We start from the raw sequence: 15,418 nt of genomic DNA on the forward strand, positions 1-15,418 counted from the left end.
CGATGACATCGCGGCCGTGATCAACGAGCTCAATCAGATGTCGACCGCTTTAGCAGCTCAACCAAGCGATGCTTGGCCCTTTCGCAGGTTCCCGCTACCGTCGTTTTCTATTGTTCTGACGCCACGTCGCGCGCTGACCGCGTACTTCCACCATGGCTGTCAGCATGGTGCGGTAGCGCTTGCTGTTGAGCGTCAGCAAGGTAGCCAACGACAGCAGCAGACCGATGGAATACAGCAGGTCAGGTGCGCGTCTGCCCCAGTGACCGATGATCACGAGGACGCAGGCCACCATGGCTGCGACGATCAGCCATACCGCCCAGGGGCGACCGCGAATGACCAGAAAGTTGGCAGCGCACAGGTAAACCGACATGCCGAGGTTGGCCAGGACCATATAGGCGCTGTAGTCTCCCCGGGCAGGCGGATACAGTTCGAGCAGCAGGTAAAGGCTTATCGCCAAGGCAAAAAGGGCAAGATAAAAGGCGCCGATGAATATCGGAAAATGTCGCCGCAATATCGTCAGGAAATCCAAACCCTGTTTCACTCACCTATCTCCTCGTAAAGTCCAATGGCGTAGGTCTGCACCATGTTGCTGCCGAGCAGGCCGATGCCGACGCTCAGTGCATCTCTGATGTTGATCGCCAGCGATGAAGAGATTTCACTGGTGGTGAACCGCTTTGGAAGCTCGCCGCTGCGTTGCAGGGCCTTGCGCAATGCTGGTGTCAGCGCCGGATTGCGGTTTTCCAGGATTTCGCTGGTCAAGCGCCTACGCTCCTGACGGCTCAGCCCTCTGAGGCTCTGATGCCAGCTACGCCCGGTCATGGCCCGGCGCATGTTCATCACGCGCACGATGGTTGCCCCTGTTGCGCCAACGCCGGCCAGGGAAACGACATCCAGGGCTCTGGACATGTTCTGGTACCACTCTTCGCTGTCCAGTTCGTCGTTGCGTGTGGGGTCGTTGATTTCGTTGATGACGCGCATGGTACCGATACCGCACTGCGCGGTTCCTGCCGCTGCTGCGCTTACGCCGATAGCCGTGATCACCAGACTCGCCCCACCGGTGAACGGCACGATGGCCGTGCCGCCGATGATCGCGATCCAGCCCAGCACCGCGCCGGCACAGGCCAGGCTGGTGTTGACGCTCTCGGCCACCAGCCGCGATTCGCGCGGGTTGGACTGCACCTGTTGGACGAATTGCTGCGGCGAGACATTGCGCTGGGCTTCACGAATGATGATGCGCTTGGGCCTGATACTGCAGATCGGGGTGAACTCGCGCAGGGTCACCACGTTGAAATTGGCATCGATGTACACCACCCCTGCGCCGGAGATAGCAGGGTCGGCATCGATGGCTGTGTAGAGTTTGCGCAGGTCGATCATGGCTTCGATGCGCTGCCGCGCCATGATCTGTGAAGGGGTGTTTCTCAACCCGATCAGGTAGTCGGACATTTGCCCTCCTTGGTAAAAACTCCGATAACCGCTAGTCCGCCCGGAAAGGGCGGACCAGCGGAGCGTGCGGTCAGTCAATCATCCGCAAGGACTCAGACGTTCGGGCAGGGAATCGGTGCCCAGTCGCCCATGTCCGGGTTGCTGCACATGTTGTTGATCTGGTTGGTGCCTGCTACAGCCACCTGCTGGCTCTTGGTCTGCTTGGCTTCGGCCTGTTGCAGAACGCGTTCGGTACTGACGGCTTCGGTGGGAACCTTGGTCTGCTTGACCGGCTTGTTGGCAGGAGCCTTGGCGACGGTGGTCACTTCGGCGCGCTCGACGCCGACGTTCTTCAGGTCAGCCTCGTAGGCCTGGGTGTAGTTGCTCAGGTTCTCACCGGCCTTGCCGTTGACGGCGGTGATCAGGTTGTTGGACTCGTTCAGGCCGGCAATGATTTCGGCCAGGCGCTTGCGCCCTTCTGCATCGTTGATCGCACCGGATTTACGCTGCTCCAGCAGGTTGGTGAACTCCTTCTGGTAGCAGCTCTGCGAAGCTTCGGCGTAGGCGATGCTGCGGTCGAAGGTGCTGGCACTGGCATTGATGTCGGTGGAGTAGGAGCCGATGCGCTGACGGTCGTCGCTGATCTGCTGCTGCTTGGACGTGTAGTAGGCCGCTGCGCCGCCGACCAGGGCCCCACCGGCGGCGCCGATGGCCGCGTTGCGTGTGCGATCTTCCTTGTCGGCGGTCAACGCGCCGGTGAGGGCGCCGCCGACCGCACCGAGCATGGCGCCGGTAGCTACCGAGCGAGTCATGTTGGAGTCGGTATCACGCAGGTGCTGAACGGGTTGGTAGCAACTTGGGTAATAGGTGACCTCGGTGGTTTTACCGACACGGTTGACGGCGGAGGTGGAGCAGCCGCTGATCAGTACGGTCATCGAGGTAAAACCGATAGCGGCGAGTGTCAGAACGCGGCTACGAGGTTGCGAGGTCAGGTTCGTTTTGGATGGACGCATAGCTAGGCTCTCTCTGCTGGTGGTGGATTGATGTTCGTGAATGGCTGGCGTGCTCACGGCTGCGCCACCGCTTGCGTTTCCAGCAACTGTTTGAGGATTTCCGCTGGATCGGCGCGTTGTTGAGTGCGGTACAGCGCGACGTGATTGACGAACAAGGTGGCGCGGTTGACCAGGCTGTTGCCGATCACCGGCTTGCGCGCGAGCTCTTCCTTGATGCGCTGGAACTGCGCCTGGATCACCGCGTTGGTGTAACGGGTGCCGCTGGCCATGTTGTCGATGTAGATGGCCACAGCGCCGTTGAGCGCCTTGGTGCCGTTCTCGATGGCGCCAGCGAATATCTGCGCCGAAGCAGCATCATTGTTCTGCTGCGCCTGGCGTTGGCTCTGACGCAGGTTGGTCAGGCGGATGTTGTAGTTGTTGATGGTCTCCGCCACCAGGGCGGCAGACTGGATCAGGTTGCCAGCGGCCTCCTCGCGCTGGCGGGCGATCAGCGAGACGTTGCGCTTGAGCTCTTCGTTGACCAGCCCGAGCTCGGCCTGCAGGCGCGGATCGGTGGCGCTGGCGATGATGCTGTCCAGGCGTTGGGTCGGGTCATCGGCAGCGTCGATATCATCGGTCAGCCCGGCCAGGCGCCCCTGTTTCTGCCATTGGGCGAACAGCTCGTCGTAGCGCGAGCGCGGGGCGGACAAGGCGCCGATTGCCACACGAAAGCCGGTGGTCTCGTTACGCTGCTCGCTGCCATCCGCACCGAACAGCGGGTACTCGCGGCGCATGCCGGTAAACAGCGTGCCCTCGCCCTCCAGGTAGTTGCCACCCTTGACCACGAAGCCGCCATAGGTGCCCTGGCGGCGCCCGGCACTGACCAGCTGGAAGGACTCCTGAACCATCTCGGCAGCGTTGCCGATCACGTCGAACAGCCCCAGCGGGTTGGCCTGCTTGGTGCCGATCGGCATCAGGCGAGGCGCCTGACCAGTACCGCCGGCCACCTGGTTGAACACGGCCCAGTTAGCCAACGGGCCGTCATCGTCACTGCCCTCGATCGGGCGTGGGAACAGCCGCGCTTCCAGCTCCTGACGACTGACTTGCGAGCCGCCCCGGGCGGCGAACTCCCATTCCACTTCGGTGGGCAGACGGACGAACGCGGCGCCGCCCTCTTCCCCTTTGCTGCCTCTGCCGCTCACGGGGAGCAGATCACGGTGATTGGCCAGCAGCCAGGCGCTGTAGACCGCAGCAAAACGCTCGGCCTCGAAACGCGACAGCTTGACCTGCGGCAGCCGCCCTGCCGCGCTGGTGACCGGCGCACAGTCCGGCGCCGTTTCACCGCTGGCCAGTGCCTGAGCCTGGGTCATGACCTGAGCGTACTGACGGGCAGTGACCTCGTACTTGCCGATGAAATACATCATCGGTTTCAGCGGGCTGCCGGCGTCGATCTTGGGCAGGCGTTCGGCGATCTGCTTCTGCCACTGCGGCGCCAGGTCCTGCAGGCTGAACTGGCCATTGATGAAGTCGCGGCGATAGCCGGAGATGAAGGATTGCTTGTAGCCGGCCTCCCCTTCGCTGAACGGATAACCCAGGCTGACCTCGCGGTCATCCAGGCTGCCCTCGGTGAGGACATAGACATGGCGGAAGAGCATTTCGCCGCCACAGGGCAGCGGCAGGCTGACGTCGCCCGGCAAGGGTTTGGGGTTGTCCAGTCTGGCCAATTGTTCTGCATCGAGTTCGCGTGGCGCCTCGGCCTCGGACTGCGCAGGTGTGGCGGGAGTGCTGGCCGCTGGTGGCTCATCGGCTGGTGAGCAGGCCGCCAGCGCGAGCGTGGCGAGTATCAGGGCAGAGGGAGCGAAACGACTGTCAGACATCACGAATTCCTTGAGAGGCGTCGATCCGGGCCACGCGCCGGCCGCCCAGCGCAGCGGCAAGGGCGCTGGCCAGCAGAACGGCAGCAAGGGCCACCAGGTAGTGCTCGGGCAGCAGACGACTGGCGTGATCGCCCGGCGCCTGCACGAAAAGGTGGTTGATCCCGCCCTCTGCCAGTCGGTACAGCAGGGCTGACAGAACACTGGCGAACAGGCCGCTGTACAGCGCCTGGATGATCAGAAACAGCAGCAACGCGCCGCTGCCGAAGCCCAGCAGGCGTAGCACCGCCAGCTCACGTTGCTTGCGCTCGACGGCGGCCAGGGCGCCAGCACTGGTGGCCGCCACGGCGCCGCCCAGAGCCAGGGTGGTGATCAGCCAGAACAACAGATCGAGGTTGCGGCTCAGTGCCTGCACCTGGGCGATCTGCGCTGCCTGCGTAACGACCTGCACCTGCTGCGCGGCCAGGTACTGGCGCAGCGGCTCGACGTCATCCAGCGCGCGCGCGTACAGACGAAACCCCGGATAGACGCGCGGCGCCTGTGTCACCGTCGCGCCCGGCCAGCCCAGTGCAGCCACCGCCAGGCCGTCGCGGTAATCCTCGACGGCCTCCAGCAGCGCCGCCTGTGCGAACAGCGCGTCGCGCTCGAAGGCCGCCAGCGGCAGTACTGCCAGCACCTGCAGGGTGGTCTGCTGCCACTGCAGCACACTGCCATGCTGGCGGCCGAAGCGTGCCTGCAACGGGCTACCTGGGGTGATCCCCAGCTTCTCGGCAGCGCTATGGCTGAGCACCACCTGCTGCAGCGTCTGCGGCATCGGCAGGCCCTGTAACAAGGGATCGCCGACCGCCGTCGGCAGCATCTCGACATTCACCCGGGGCTCGCCTGGCGCCACCTGCAACTCGCTGGTGGCGGCGATCTGTCGGGTACGGGGGATGGCGAAGGCGACATCTTCGCGTTGGCCAAGAGCTTCGATGAAGTCTGCCTGCAGGCGCGTGCCGCCCAGCGGGATGATCTCGCGTACCGCAGGATCGCGTTGCAGGCGTTCGGTGAGGCTGCCGACCAGGCCATGCTTGAGGCCGAACAGCACCAGCAGCGGTGCGATCACCGCCACCAGGGCCAGCACGCTGCACGCCGACAGACGCGCCTCGCGACGGTAGTCCTGCCAGGCCAGGCCGGCGATCAGCCGCGGGCGCATCAGGCGGCCTGCTCCAGATGGGCGCTGACACCGCCGTCGGCGTCACGCCGGCAGCTCATGCGCAGAATGGTCAGGCCGGCGCGTTGTGCCAGCGCCTCGTCGTGAGTCGCCACCACGCAGGTCGCACCGGTCGCCTCGGCCTGAGCGAGCAGCAGCTGCATGACCCGCTCGGCATTGAGCGGGTCCAGCGCCGCAGTGGGTTCGTCGGCCAGCAGCAACTGCGGCCCGTGAGCCAGGGCACGGGCACAGCTGACGCGCTGGCGCTGACCGATCGACAACTGCGCGGGGTATTTATCCAGCTGCTCCTGCACATCCAGCGCCTGTGCCAGACGCAGTACCTGACCGCCGTCTGCCATGCCGAGCAATTGCCGGGGCAGCGCGATATTGCCGCGCACGTCGAGGAAGCCGAGCAGCCCGCCCGCCTGCAGCACGTAACCCAGATATTGGCTGCGCAGCTGGGCCAGCTGGTTCTGCCGACCCTGTCGCCACAATCCGGCGATATCGCTGACAGTACCGGTCAGCTCCAGGTCGAAGGTCTCGGCCGCGTCCGGTGCCAGCACCAGGGCCAACAGATCGAGCAAGGTGCTCTTGCCGCAGCCGCTGGGGCCCACCAGTGCCACCTGCGCGCCGGCCTCCAGCTGCAACTGCTCGATGGCCAGGCTGTAGCGCTGTGCGCCCTGGCCGCGTTGCTTGAGGACCTGCTGCAGGCGAATCATCATGGCAGCGTCGACAGCGGTACACGGTACAGGGCGTCGCCCGGCTCGGCATTGCCGAAGCGCACCCAGTTGGCCATGTCGTTGTGGAAGGTTTCGTAGAGACGAATCTTCGACTCCAGCTCGTCGATGAAGTCCTCCTGCTCGGCCACCGACAGCGACAGCCAGAGGTCCTGGCTCATGCTCAGCGCCTTGCTGCGATACGGCAGACCGTCGAGGTACTCGCCGAGCACGCCGCTTTGCGCCAGGTTGGCGCCCTGGCGCAGCGCCGCTGGGTCACGACTCATGTAGGCACTGGCGCTGGCGATCTCGCTGAAGAAGTCGGCGGGTGAGGTCTTGGTCTTGCGCGCGGCGTCGACGATCAGCTTGAGCGACTGCTGCAGGTCGTTGAGCTGCAGCTTGGTCAGCATCACGCAGACCTGCAGCGTCGGCAGGTTCGGGTTGCTCAGGTCGCGATCTGCGGTCCAGGCGCTGACCAGTTGCGGCGCCTGACTGGCGCTGCGGCGGCCGAGGAAATCCATGTGCATGGCATAGCCGATGGCCTGCGACTTGGTCGCCAGGGTGGTGCCACCGGACAGCTGTGGGGGCACTGGCGCCTGCTGCGCGCGAACCTGCTGCGCCAGTTCGGCGAAGGTCGAGCCGATCTCGCGCACGCGCTCGCCAAAGGCCTGGACATCGCCGCCCGGCACCGAGACATAGAGGTCGCCGATCTGCGGGTTGCTGTCGGCCGTCAGCACCCGATACTGCTGCTCGGCCGAGGCATGGTTGGCCTTGCCGGCCGGGGTGCGCAGGTGCAGGGCGAAGATCTTGATCTGCTTGCTCAGTGCCGCCTGACGCACCTCGGCCTCGTTCATCAAGGTGCTGCTGAAGGGGTCGTTCTTGCGCAGTGCGCCGGCATCGCTGACCAGCAGGATCAGGCGGCCGCCATAGCTCGACCAGTCCATGCCTTCGACGGCCTGCATGACACCGGCGAAGGCATCTTCATTGAAGGAATGGCTGGATACCGTGGTCGCCTGCACTTGTTCGGCGGCGCGCAGGAAACGTTGCGGATCGCTGCCTTCCTCCAGGCTGACCAGGGTCTTGCTCAGGTACTGCAGGCCCGGTGTGCGCGCCGTGCTGTTGCGATAGCCGACCAGGCCGAAGCTGACGTTATCCAGCTCACCGCGCGCCTGCAGCTGGCTCTGCAGCTCGCTGACCACCTGGCGCACGCGGTCGATATAGGGCTGCATCGAAACCGAGGTGTCGACCACCAGGACGATGCCGGTACGAAAGCCCGTGTCGCTGGCAGCGGTCGGCTGCTCGGCAGAAGACTGGGCGGCGCTGCCGGGGTCGATCGAGGCGATATTCAGCAGTTGCACCGGCTGGCCCTCGGCATCGAAGGCTTCGCGGAAGTCGAAGATCGGCATCAGGTAGAACTGGTCCTGCGGAACAGCACTGCTCGTTGGCTCCAGTGCCACCACCTGCGGCACCTGCTCGGGATCGTTCTGCGCCTTGAGCAGCAGCTCTCGCGCCTGACTGGTGCGGTCGATCAGCCGTTCGACGTCCGAGGCCTGCTGCATGAACAGCACCGGCGCCCGCCCGGAGCGCTCGGTGAACTTGAGTACCAGGCTCTGTTTCCAGTCGGCGGCCTGCTCGGCGGCGATCCAGCCTTGCACCCGGCCATCGCTGGCTGCACCGACCTGCAACCAGGATTGGCCGTCCTGGCTGCGCCGGGCATACACGTAGAGCACCGAGAAGGCCGGCAATGCTTCGCCAGTGGCAGCCCCCGGAGCGCTCAACAGCTGCGCCCCAGGTTTGGCCAGGATGCGCTGATAGAGCGTTGTCTTGCCCGGCATCAGCAGTGGATGCTCGCCGGCCTCGCCCGTGTAGGCTGCCAGTGGCGCGACAGCTGCGCCCTGCCCGTCGCTGTGCGGCGAGCTATCCGCAGCCACCACGGTGGATGGCTGACCGAGCCACCAGTAGGCGCCGCCACCCAGGCCCAGCGCGGCGGCCACGGCAACTGCCAGCAGCGCCATGCGTGGGCCCTTGCTGCCAGTGGACGGTCGTGGCGCTGCGCTGCTGGCAGTGGCGGTCGGTGCGGGTGCCACGGTCGGCGCCGGGGCCGGTGCGCTGCGCGGAATCTCGATGGATACCGGCTGCAGCTCCCCCAGTTCGCTCGCCGAGGGTGCGCCCAGCGTGGCCTGTTGGGTGAACGCCGGACGGATCACGGTCGCATCCGAGTCCGGTGCCGGCTGGGCATCGAGCGCGGCCAGCAGTTCCCCGGCATCGTTGAAACGCTCATCCGGGTTCTTCGCCAGCAGGCGTTGCAGCAGGGTCTGATAACGGCTGTGCTGCAGCGGCAGCTCCGGCAACGGCTGAGTCAGGTGCGCCAGTGCCGTGGACAGCGCGTCGGTGCCCATATACGGCAGCTCGCCGACCAGTATTTCGTAGAGCACCACGCCGAGGGCATAGAGGTCGGCGCGACCGTCGATATCCAGACCGCGTGCCTGCTCGGGGCTCATGTAGTTGGGCGTGCCAACGGCAAAGCCGACCTGGGTGAACTGGGTACTGTCATCGAGTGACTTGGCGATGCCGAAGTCCGACAGCACCGCCGTGCCGTCGGCGCGAAAGAGGATGTTGGCTGGCTTCACGTCGCGGTGGATCAGCCCCTGGCTGTGGGCATAACCCAGCGCCGAGGCGATCTGGCGGATGTACTGCAGGCCCTGCTCGGGGCTCAGGCCGGCGGCGATACGCTCACTCAGGGTACCGTTGGGCAGGTACTCCATGGCCATGTAGTAATGCTGGCCGGCATTGCCGATGTCGTGCACGGTGACGATATGCGGATGCGCCAGGCGCGCCAGGGTCTTGCCCTCACGCAGGAAGCGCTCGCAGAACGAGGCGTCGGCCGCCAGCGCCGGGGCCATGATCTTCAAGGCCACCTTGCGCTCGAGGGAACGTTGCAGCGCCAGGTAGACGGTGGCCATGGCGCCTTCGCCAATCATCCTGTCGATGTCGAAACCGGGAATGTTCAGGTCCATGAGACGGGCTCGCTCGCCTTGATGACGATGGCGGTGATGTTGTCGGGTGCGCCACGTGTCAGGCCCAGGTGGACCAGGCTGCGCACCACCTGATAGGGGTCGCTGTGCGTCAGCACATCGCGGATCTCGTGGTCTTCGGCAGTACGGGTAAGGCCGTCGCTGCACAGCAGCCAGGTGTCGCCGGGCTGGATGTCGAAGACGCTGCAGGCGAGCTCCAGTTGGTCCTGCACGCCCACCGCGCGGGTGACGATGTTGGCGCGCGGGTGCAGGCGCGCCTCGGCTTCGCTGAGCAGGCCGCTGTCCTGCAGGTCCTGCACATAGCTGTGGTCACGGGAAACCGCCTGCAGTTCGCCCGCCCTCAACCGGTACAGGCGGCTGTCACCGGCCCACAGGCACAAACCCTGGTCGCCACGGGTCACCATCAGCACCACGGTGCTACCCATCATGGTCACGCCGCGCAGGTGGGTTTGCTCGCGCACGGCGGTGTTGACCTGGCTCAGGGTGAGCCGCAGAACATGCTCGTAGTCACTCAGGGTGTCGCTCGCCTTGATGTTGCGCAGGCTGTCGACGATCAGGCTGCTGACGTAATCGCCGGCCGCGTGCCCGCCCATGCCGTCGGCTACGACCCAGAGGCCCGCCTCGGGACGCTCCAGGTAGGCGTCTTCGTTGATCTGGCGAACCAGGCCGACATGACTGTAGGCCGCCGACTGGTAATGCAGTGCAGTCATTGCGCGACGACCTCCGGCCCCAGCAGATAAGCCGCGAAGGACTCGGTCGGTGGCAGCCCCTGGCAACGGCGCAAGCCGGCCGCGATGCGTTGCGAGCCACGCCCCCACCACAGGCTGGCACCGCTGCAGGCCTGGGCGGCGAGTGCCGCCAGACGCCCCGGGGCATCGACCACCGGCCAGTGCTGCAGACCATGCGCCTGGTCGTATGCTGGCAGTGTCGTGTCCGGCAGGGGTTCCAGGCTCTGCACCGCCGCCTCGAAGTCTTCGAAGCGGGCGCCCTCTTCCAGGGTGCTCAGCAGCAGATCCTCGATCCGCTCGAACCACGTTTCGCTTGCCTGCAAGGCCTGCAGCGGCTGCCCGCAGGGAACACGGCAGGCGACCGTCAGCGGGAAGTAGCGGCCGACGCGGTCGATGCTCGGCATCAGCACCCCGGCCATGGCCTCGCTACCGCACACTCCAGATGCCAGGGCGAAGCGCCACAGCGGGCTGGTCAGATAGGCGTCCAGCCAGCTTTCGCCGAGTTGGCCCTGGCTGGTCTGCAGGCCAGCCGACAGCCAGGTGTCCCAGCCGCGCTGGAAGTCCTTGGGCAGGTTGCGTTCGATGAAGTCGCCGCGGCTGGCGACCTTGCCGTAGAAACCCATCATCGTCACAGCCGCTCCGGCAGGGTGAAGCCGGCTACTGCACGACTCTTGAAAGGATTGAAAGCACTGCTGGCACGCAGTTCGTAAGCGACGCTGGAGCGATCCAGCCGCACGCGCAGGTTGAAGCGATCCGGCGAGGCGCCGCCAATCAGCTCGGACTGATCGAGCAGGCGGAACCAGGCCCATGGGCCTTCCAGGGTCAATGCCGAGCGTCCGCCTTCCACCGGTGGCGACACCGTGAGGCGTACCACGCCGACGCTGCTCGGGTTCGGCCATTGCACCGCCACCGGACGGCTCGGGCCGTGGTCGAAACCGATCAGCTGGCCGTCGAGATCGAGCTGCGACTGGCTGATGGTGGCATCCATGCTCACCGGCTTGAGGTCGAAGCGCACGCTGGGCTGCAGGCCGCCGCTGCGGAAGAACTCGTCGCGGATCAGCGCCGCGCGCTGGAAGGTCTGCAGCACGCCGGCGGAGATACCCAGCTTCTGCGCCGCGCCCGGCTGCCAGCGCCAGTTGCGTGCCGAGGTGTCGACGTAGGGCTGCAGGTACTTGCGAAAGTAGCTGTCCATGACCCCGCCGACCCCGAAGAACTGGCCGAAATCATCCAGCGTGGCGTCACGCTGGCTGCCCGGTACCATCGGGTAACGGCCGCTCAGCGACTGCCGCCAGACATTGACCACGTCGCTCTGCCAGGCAGCGTTGAGCTGGTTGCGTACGCCGCCCATCATGCTGTTGGTGCTGGCGGCGACGACCGAACCCACCAGCCCCTGGACCAGCTTCGGCTGGCGCGCGGCGGTCAGGTTGACCCTTGCCGCTGCGGCACTGGCCTGATTCTTCGCCTCGCCGAGCAGCGCCTCGCCACTGGCACCGACCATGCTGCTGAGTTGCACGTAGAGTTCGTTGAGGTCCGCCAGCAGACCATCGATGGCCATCGGCGCCGACGGGTCCTGGCTGACCAGGCTGTTGAGTTCGGCGAAGTGCGCGCTGACCGGATCGATCTGGGTAACCGCAGCCACGGCGTTGCCTGCCTGGGTCTGGCCGAGCAGCGAGCCGAGTTTCTGCTTGAGTTGCTCGACACCCTCGTCGGTGGCCTTGGCCACGCCTTCGGCCTCGGGCGCCTGCTGCAGGTCGGTCTCCTGTGCCACCGCGATCAACAGCTGCTTGAGTGGCGAGGAAGGCCCCGAGAGGATCCGCAGCACGTCGGCGGCCTGCGCCACGCTGGTGATCGGCACGAAATCGAGATCAGCCAGCAGTGCATCCCACTGTTGCACGTAATCGCGCAGGTACAGCTGGCGCACATCGGCGGCCAGATTCACGGCATCCTGTGTGCTGTCGAGCTGACGGCCCAGCACCCATTGTTCCTCGGCCACCACGCTGGCCTGGCCGACGCTGGCACGGAGGAAAGCTTCGCGGTAGCCACGGCGGGTGTAGAAGCCGCTCAGCGGGTCGCTCAGCGCCTTGCCGCTCTTGCGCGTGAAGACCAGTGCGGCGTCACGCCCGGCGGCCTCGCTGAGGCGGAAGTCGCTGACCCCGGCCGGCAGCTTCTGCCGCTTGACCCGGTCATACACACGCTGCGCCAGCGGTAGGCGCTGCAGCTGCATGCGCAGCTCGTCGACCAAGCGCTGATCCAGGCGCGCATCCGGTGGGCGCCGCTCGAACAGCGCCTGCAGGTGCTCATCGAGGGCCTGGCGTTGCTCGCCCGACAGATCGCGCGGCAGGCTCTGATCCCAGTCCAGGGCGATCCAGGCCTTGATGAACTCGGCGTCGTACTGCTCGCCGCCACCGAACATCAGGTAAGCCTTGAGCCCTTCGTAGAGGTAGTCGGAGCCGCCGCCCGTGCGTAGCTGTTCCTCGATTCGGCTAACCAGGCGTGGGGTGAAGGTGGCCACCAGCAGACGGCGATAGACGCTGGCAGCTTGCTCTTCGAGCATGTCGCCCTGGTACAGGCCCAGGCCCTTGGCCCAGTCCGGCGGGCTGCCGGCCAGGTTGCGCACGGCACTGAGCAACGGCAGCACGGCCAGCACATCGCGCTGGGCCGGGCTGAGGCTGCGCACCTGCTGCTCCAGCGGCGCAGTGCGGGCGCCGACCTGGGCGATATGCTCACGGTTGGCGTTGAAGCTGAGCAGCCATAGCGTGCTCACCACCAGTACCAGCGCCACACTGGCTGCCAGTGAGCCGATGGCCAGCCACCTGCGGCGCCGCTCGACCTTCTGGTCGACGCCGACCAGGCCGCGTTCGGCGAATGCGACGCGGCTGAACAGGTGCTGGAGGAAGTAGCTGCGCCCACTGCCACTCTGTCTGGCCAGGTGTTGGCGGTCGAGGTTCATGCTCTGCGCCATGGCGCCGATCAGGCGGTCGATTGGGCTGCCTTCCTGGGTGCCGCTGGAGAAATACACACCGCGCAGCAGGGTGCGCTCCTCGTAGGCATTGGGCTTGAACACGCCATTGAGGAATTCGCCGAGCAGGCTCTTGATCGCGGCGAACTGCTGCGGGAAGCCGTAGATCAGGTCGCGTCGGGCCGGATCACGTTCACGCTGCAGGCGCTCGACCAGGCGTTGATTCAGGCGTTGCTCGAGGGCGACGAACTCGCTGTCGAAATGCTCCAGCGGGCCGCCGATGCTCTTGCCGTCATCCAGGGCGAAGGTGAAGCCCCAGACCTGGGCGCGCTCCTCACGGCTGAGGTCATCGAAGAACTCCATGAAGCCCGGCACCAGGTCGCACTTGGTGAGCATGACGTAGACCGGGAAACGCACGCCGAGCTGGCTGTACAGTTCCTGCACCCGCGAGCGGATCGCCGCCACGTGCGCGGCGCGCTCGCTGTCGCTGCTTTGCAGCAGGTCGGACAGGCTGATGGCGATGAAGGCACCATCGATCGGGCGGCGTGCGCGCTGGTTCTTGAGCAGGTCGAGAAAGCCGAGCCAGGCGGCCTTGTCCACCTGGGCATGGCTGTCCTGGGTGGTATAGCGCCCGGCGGTGTCGAGCAGCACGGCTTCGTCGGTGAACCACCAGTCGCAATTGCGCGTGCCGCCCACACCACGAATGGCACCGGCACCCAGCTGGGCCGCGAGGGGGAAATTCAGCCCCGAGTTGACCAGCGCGGTGGTCTTGCCGGAGCCCGGCGGACCGATGATCACGTACCACGGCAGCTGATACAGGTTGCGCCGCTCATCGCCGCCCAGGCGCGCCTTTTTCAGCAGCACCAGGGCTTCGTCCATGCGCTGGCGCAGGGTCGCCAGCTCCTCGGCGGTCGCCACGCTGGCGGCGTCCGGCGGCGTTTGCGCGGCCAGGCTGTCGAGCACCTTGCGCTCCTGCTGGCGTTCACGCAGCAGACAGAACAGGCGCCAGCCGAGCCACAGGGCGAACAGTACGATGATCAGCGTCCAGCGCGTCCAGGCCGGCTGCAGCACGTTGAGCAGCGGGCCGATGAACCAGATGATCAGGCTCAGGGCAATCAGCCCGAGAACAGGGATGACCCAGCGGGTGATGAATCCGAACAGCGCCTTCACTCCACACCCTCCGCCAGTACGGTGATTTCTACCCGGCGATTCTTCGCCCGTCCTTCGGCCGTGGCATTGGATGCCAGCGGTTCGGTGTCGCTCAGACCCTCGGCGCTGAAGCGCTGGGCCTGGCCAGTGCGCGCCGCGAGAATCTGCAGCACTTCCTCGGCGCGGGCGCGCGACAGCGCCCAGTTGGAGGGGAAGCGCAACGTGGCGATCGGCTGGTTGTCGCTGTGCCCGGTGATGCGCACCTGGCCCTTGACCTTGGCGACCGCCTCGGCGATGCGCAGCAGCAATGGCTGGAAGTCGTCACGGATGCTGGCGCTGCCGGAGCTGAACAGCTCGTCGCCACGGATGGTCACCACCGAGCGGTCGACGCCATCCTCGACCGCTACGCGGTTGGCGCGGATGTCATCGGCGAGGAAGGTGGCCAGGCGTGGCCGCTCGATCACGCGCGGCTTGACCACTGCCGGTTCGATGCTCTGTACCGGCACTTCGCCCAGGGCGTGAATCTGGCGGAATACCGGTTCGGCATCGGCCGCCAGCTTCATCCGCAGTACCAGCAGCAGTACCAGCAGCAACGCCAGCGCCACGGCCAGCCCGACCCAGGGCGGCAGCAGCCGTGACAAGCGATCCGGTGCCACGCTGACTCCGCGCCAGTGCGGCGACAGCTCGTGTTCGCGCTCGCCACGCACGCTGCGCAGGGTCGCGGCGGTGCGCTCGCGCAGCGCTTCCAACTGGCTGCGGCCATCATGCATGACCCGATAGCGGCCCTCGAAGCCGAGGCTGGTGCACAGGTACAGCAGCTCCAGCAGGTCGAGACGTTCGCGCGGGCTTTGCAGGCAGTGTTCGAGCAGCTGGAACACCTTCTCGCCGCCCCAGGCCTCGTTGTGCACGGTGATCAGCAGGCTCTGCTTGCCCCATTCGCTGGTGCTGCCCCAGGGCGTGCTCAGCACCGCCTCGTCGAGGGCCGTACACAGCGCGTAGCGCGCCAGCAGCACATCGTTGCGCGGCACACCGGCGGCTTCGGCGCGTTGTTCGAACTGGCGCAGGTAGCCCAGCAGTTGCGCACGCAGGCTGGCCGGTGCGGGATGGGCGAGGGTGCTGCGCAGGCGGGTGAGCATACTCAACAGCGGGCCGGCGGCCTGCTCCAGCGGGTTCATGCCACGGGCCTGGCCGGCCGGCAGCGGTGCGGCCGGCATCTGCAACGGGGCAGCCGGCGCCTCGACGGGCGGCTGTGGGCCACGGCCACCAGGGCGCGGCATGAACTGGGTGCGGTCGTTGTTCTGCGGTTGTGCTGCCGGTGGCTTGTTCAGCCAGTCGTCTTGATCCGTCATGG

The 15,418-nt window shown here is 66.1% G+C and carries 11 protein-coding genes; all 11 read right to left on the bottom strand.

The annotated features are described in order from the left end of the window. Positions 1-94: 94 nt before the first annotated feature. The gene (locus tag BLR77_RS09820) at positions 95-541 is read right to left on the bottom strand and encodes a hypothetical protein (protein WP_074677203.1); all 447 of its coding nucleotides are present in this window, start codon (positions 539-541) and stop codon (positions 95-97) included. Further along, positions 538-1,443: an Ssp4 family T6SS effector gene (locus tag BLR77_RS09825; RefSeq protein WP_074677205.1), complete on the bottom strand. Its 906-nt coding sequence runs from the start codon at positions 1,441-1,443 to the stop codon at positions 538-540. Before BLR77_RS09825 ends, BLR77_RS09820 begins: the two co-directional genes overlap by 4 nt. A gap of 92 nt (positions 1,444-1,535) precedes the next feature. Further along, entirely contained in the window at positions 1,536-2,435 is a 900-nt protein-coding gene (tagQ, locus tag BLR77_RS09830; protein ID WP_074677207.1) for a type VI secretion system-associated lipoprotein TagQ, read from the bottom strand. Between the two features lie 53 nt (positions 2,436-2,488). Next, positions 2,489-4,291 carry a formylglycine-generating enzyme family protein gene (locus tag BLR77_RS09835; protein ID WP_074677210.1) on the bottom strand — a complete coding sequence of 601 codons (1,803 nt, stop codon included), beginning with the start codon at positions 4,289-4,291 and terminating at the stop codon, positions 2,489-2,491. After that, a complete protein-coding gene (locus tag BLR77_RS09840; protein ID WP_074677212.1) occupies positions 4,284-5,483 on the bottom strand; it encodes an FtsX-like permease family protein in 1,200 nt (399 codons plus the stop codon). Before BLR77_RS09840 ends, BLR77_RS09835 begins: the two co-directional genes overlap by 8 nt. Beyond that, on the bottom strand, positions 5,483-6,199 hold the full coding sequence (locus BLR77_RS09845; protein WP_074677924.1) for an ABC transporter ATP-binding protein: 717 nt from the start codon (positions 6,197-6,199) through the stop codon (positions 5,483-5,485). Before BLR77_RS09845 ends, BLR77_RS09840 begins: the two co-directional genes overlap by 1 nt. Then, the gene (locus tag BLR77_RS09850; protein WP_074677214.1) at positions 6,199-9,213 is read right to left on the bottom strand and encodes a serine/threonine-protein kinase; all 3,015 of its coding nucleotides are present in this window, start codon (positions 9,211-9,213) and stop codon (positions 6,199-6,201) included. The genes BLR77_RS09845 and BLR77_RS09850 overlap by 1 nt, the downstream gene beginning before the upstream one ends. Then, a complete protein-coding gene (locus BLR77_RS09855) occupies positions 9,204-9,941 on the bottom strand; it encodes a PP2C family protein-serine/threonine phosphatase (RefSeq protein WP_074677216.1) in 738 nt (245 codons plus the stop codon). Before BLR77_RS09855 ends, BLR77_RS09850 begins: the two co-directional genes overlap by 10 nt. Next, positions 9,938-10,591 (bottom strand): type VI secretion system-associated protein TagF, encoded by a 654-nt coding sequence (gene tagF, locus BLR77_RS09860; RefSeq protein WP_074677218.1) that lies wholly within the window; start codon positions 10,589-10,591, stop codon positions 9,938-9,940. Before tagF ends, BLR77_RS09855 begins: the two co-directional genes overlap by 4 nt. Then, the gene (gene tssM, locus BLR77_RS09865; RefSeq protein ID WP_074677220.1) at positions 10,588-14,088 is read right to left on the bottom strand and encodes a type VI secretion system membrane subunit TssM; all 3,501 of its coding nucleotides are present in this window, start codon (positions 14,086-14,088) and stop codon (positions 10,588-10,590) included. Before tssM ends, tagF begins: the two co-directional genes overlap by 4 nt. Beyond that, positions 14,085-15,416 (bottom strand): DotU family type VI secretion system protein, encoded by a 1,332-nt coding sequence (locus BLR77_RS09870; RefSeq protein ID WP_074677222.1) that lies wholly within the window; start codon positions 15,414-15,416, stop codon positions 14,085-14,087. The genes tssM and BLR77_RS09870 overlap by 4 nt, the downstream gene beginning before the upstream one ends. Between the last annotated feature and the right edge of the window lie 2 nt (positions 15,417-15,418).

The sequence above is a fragment of the Ectopseudomonas alcaliphila genome (assembly GCF_900101755.1).
In the GTDB taxonomy this organism is placed as follows: Bacteria; Pseudomonadota; Gammaproteobacteria; order Pseudomonadales; family Pseudomonadaceae; genus Aquipseudomonas; species Aquipseudomonas alcaliphila.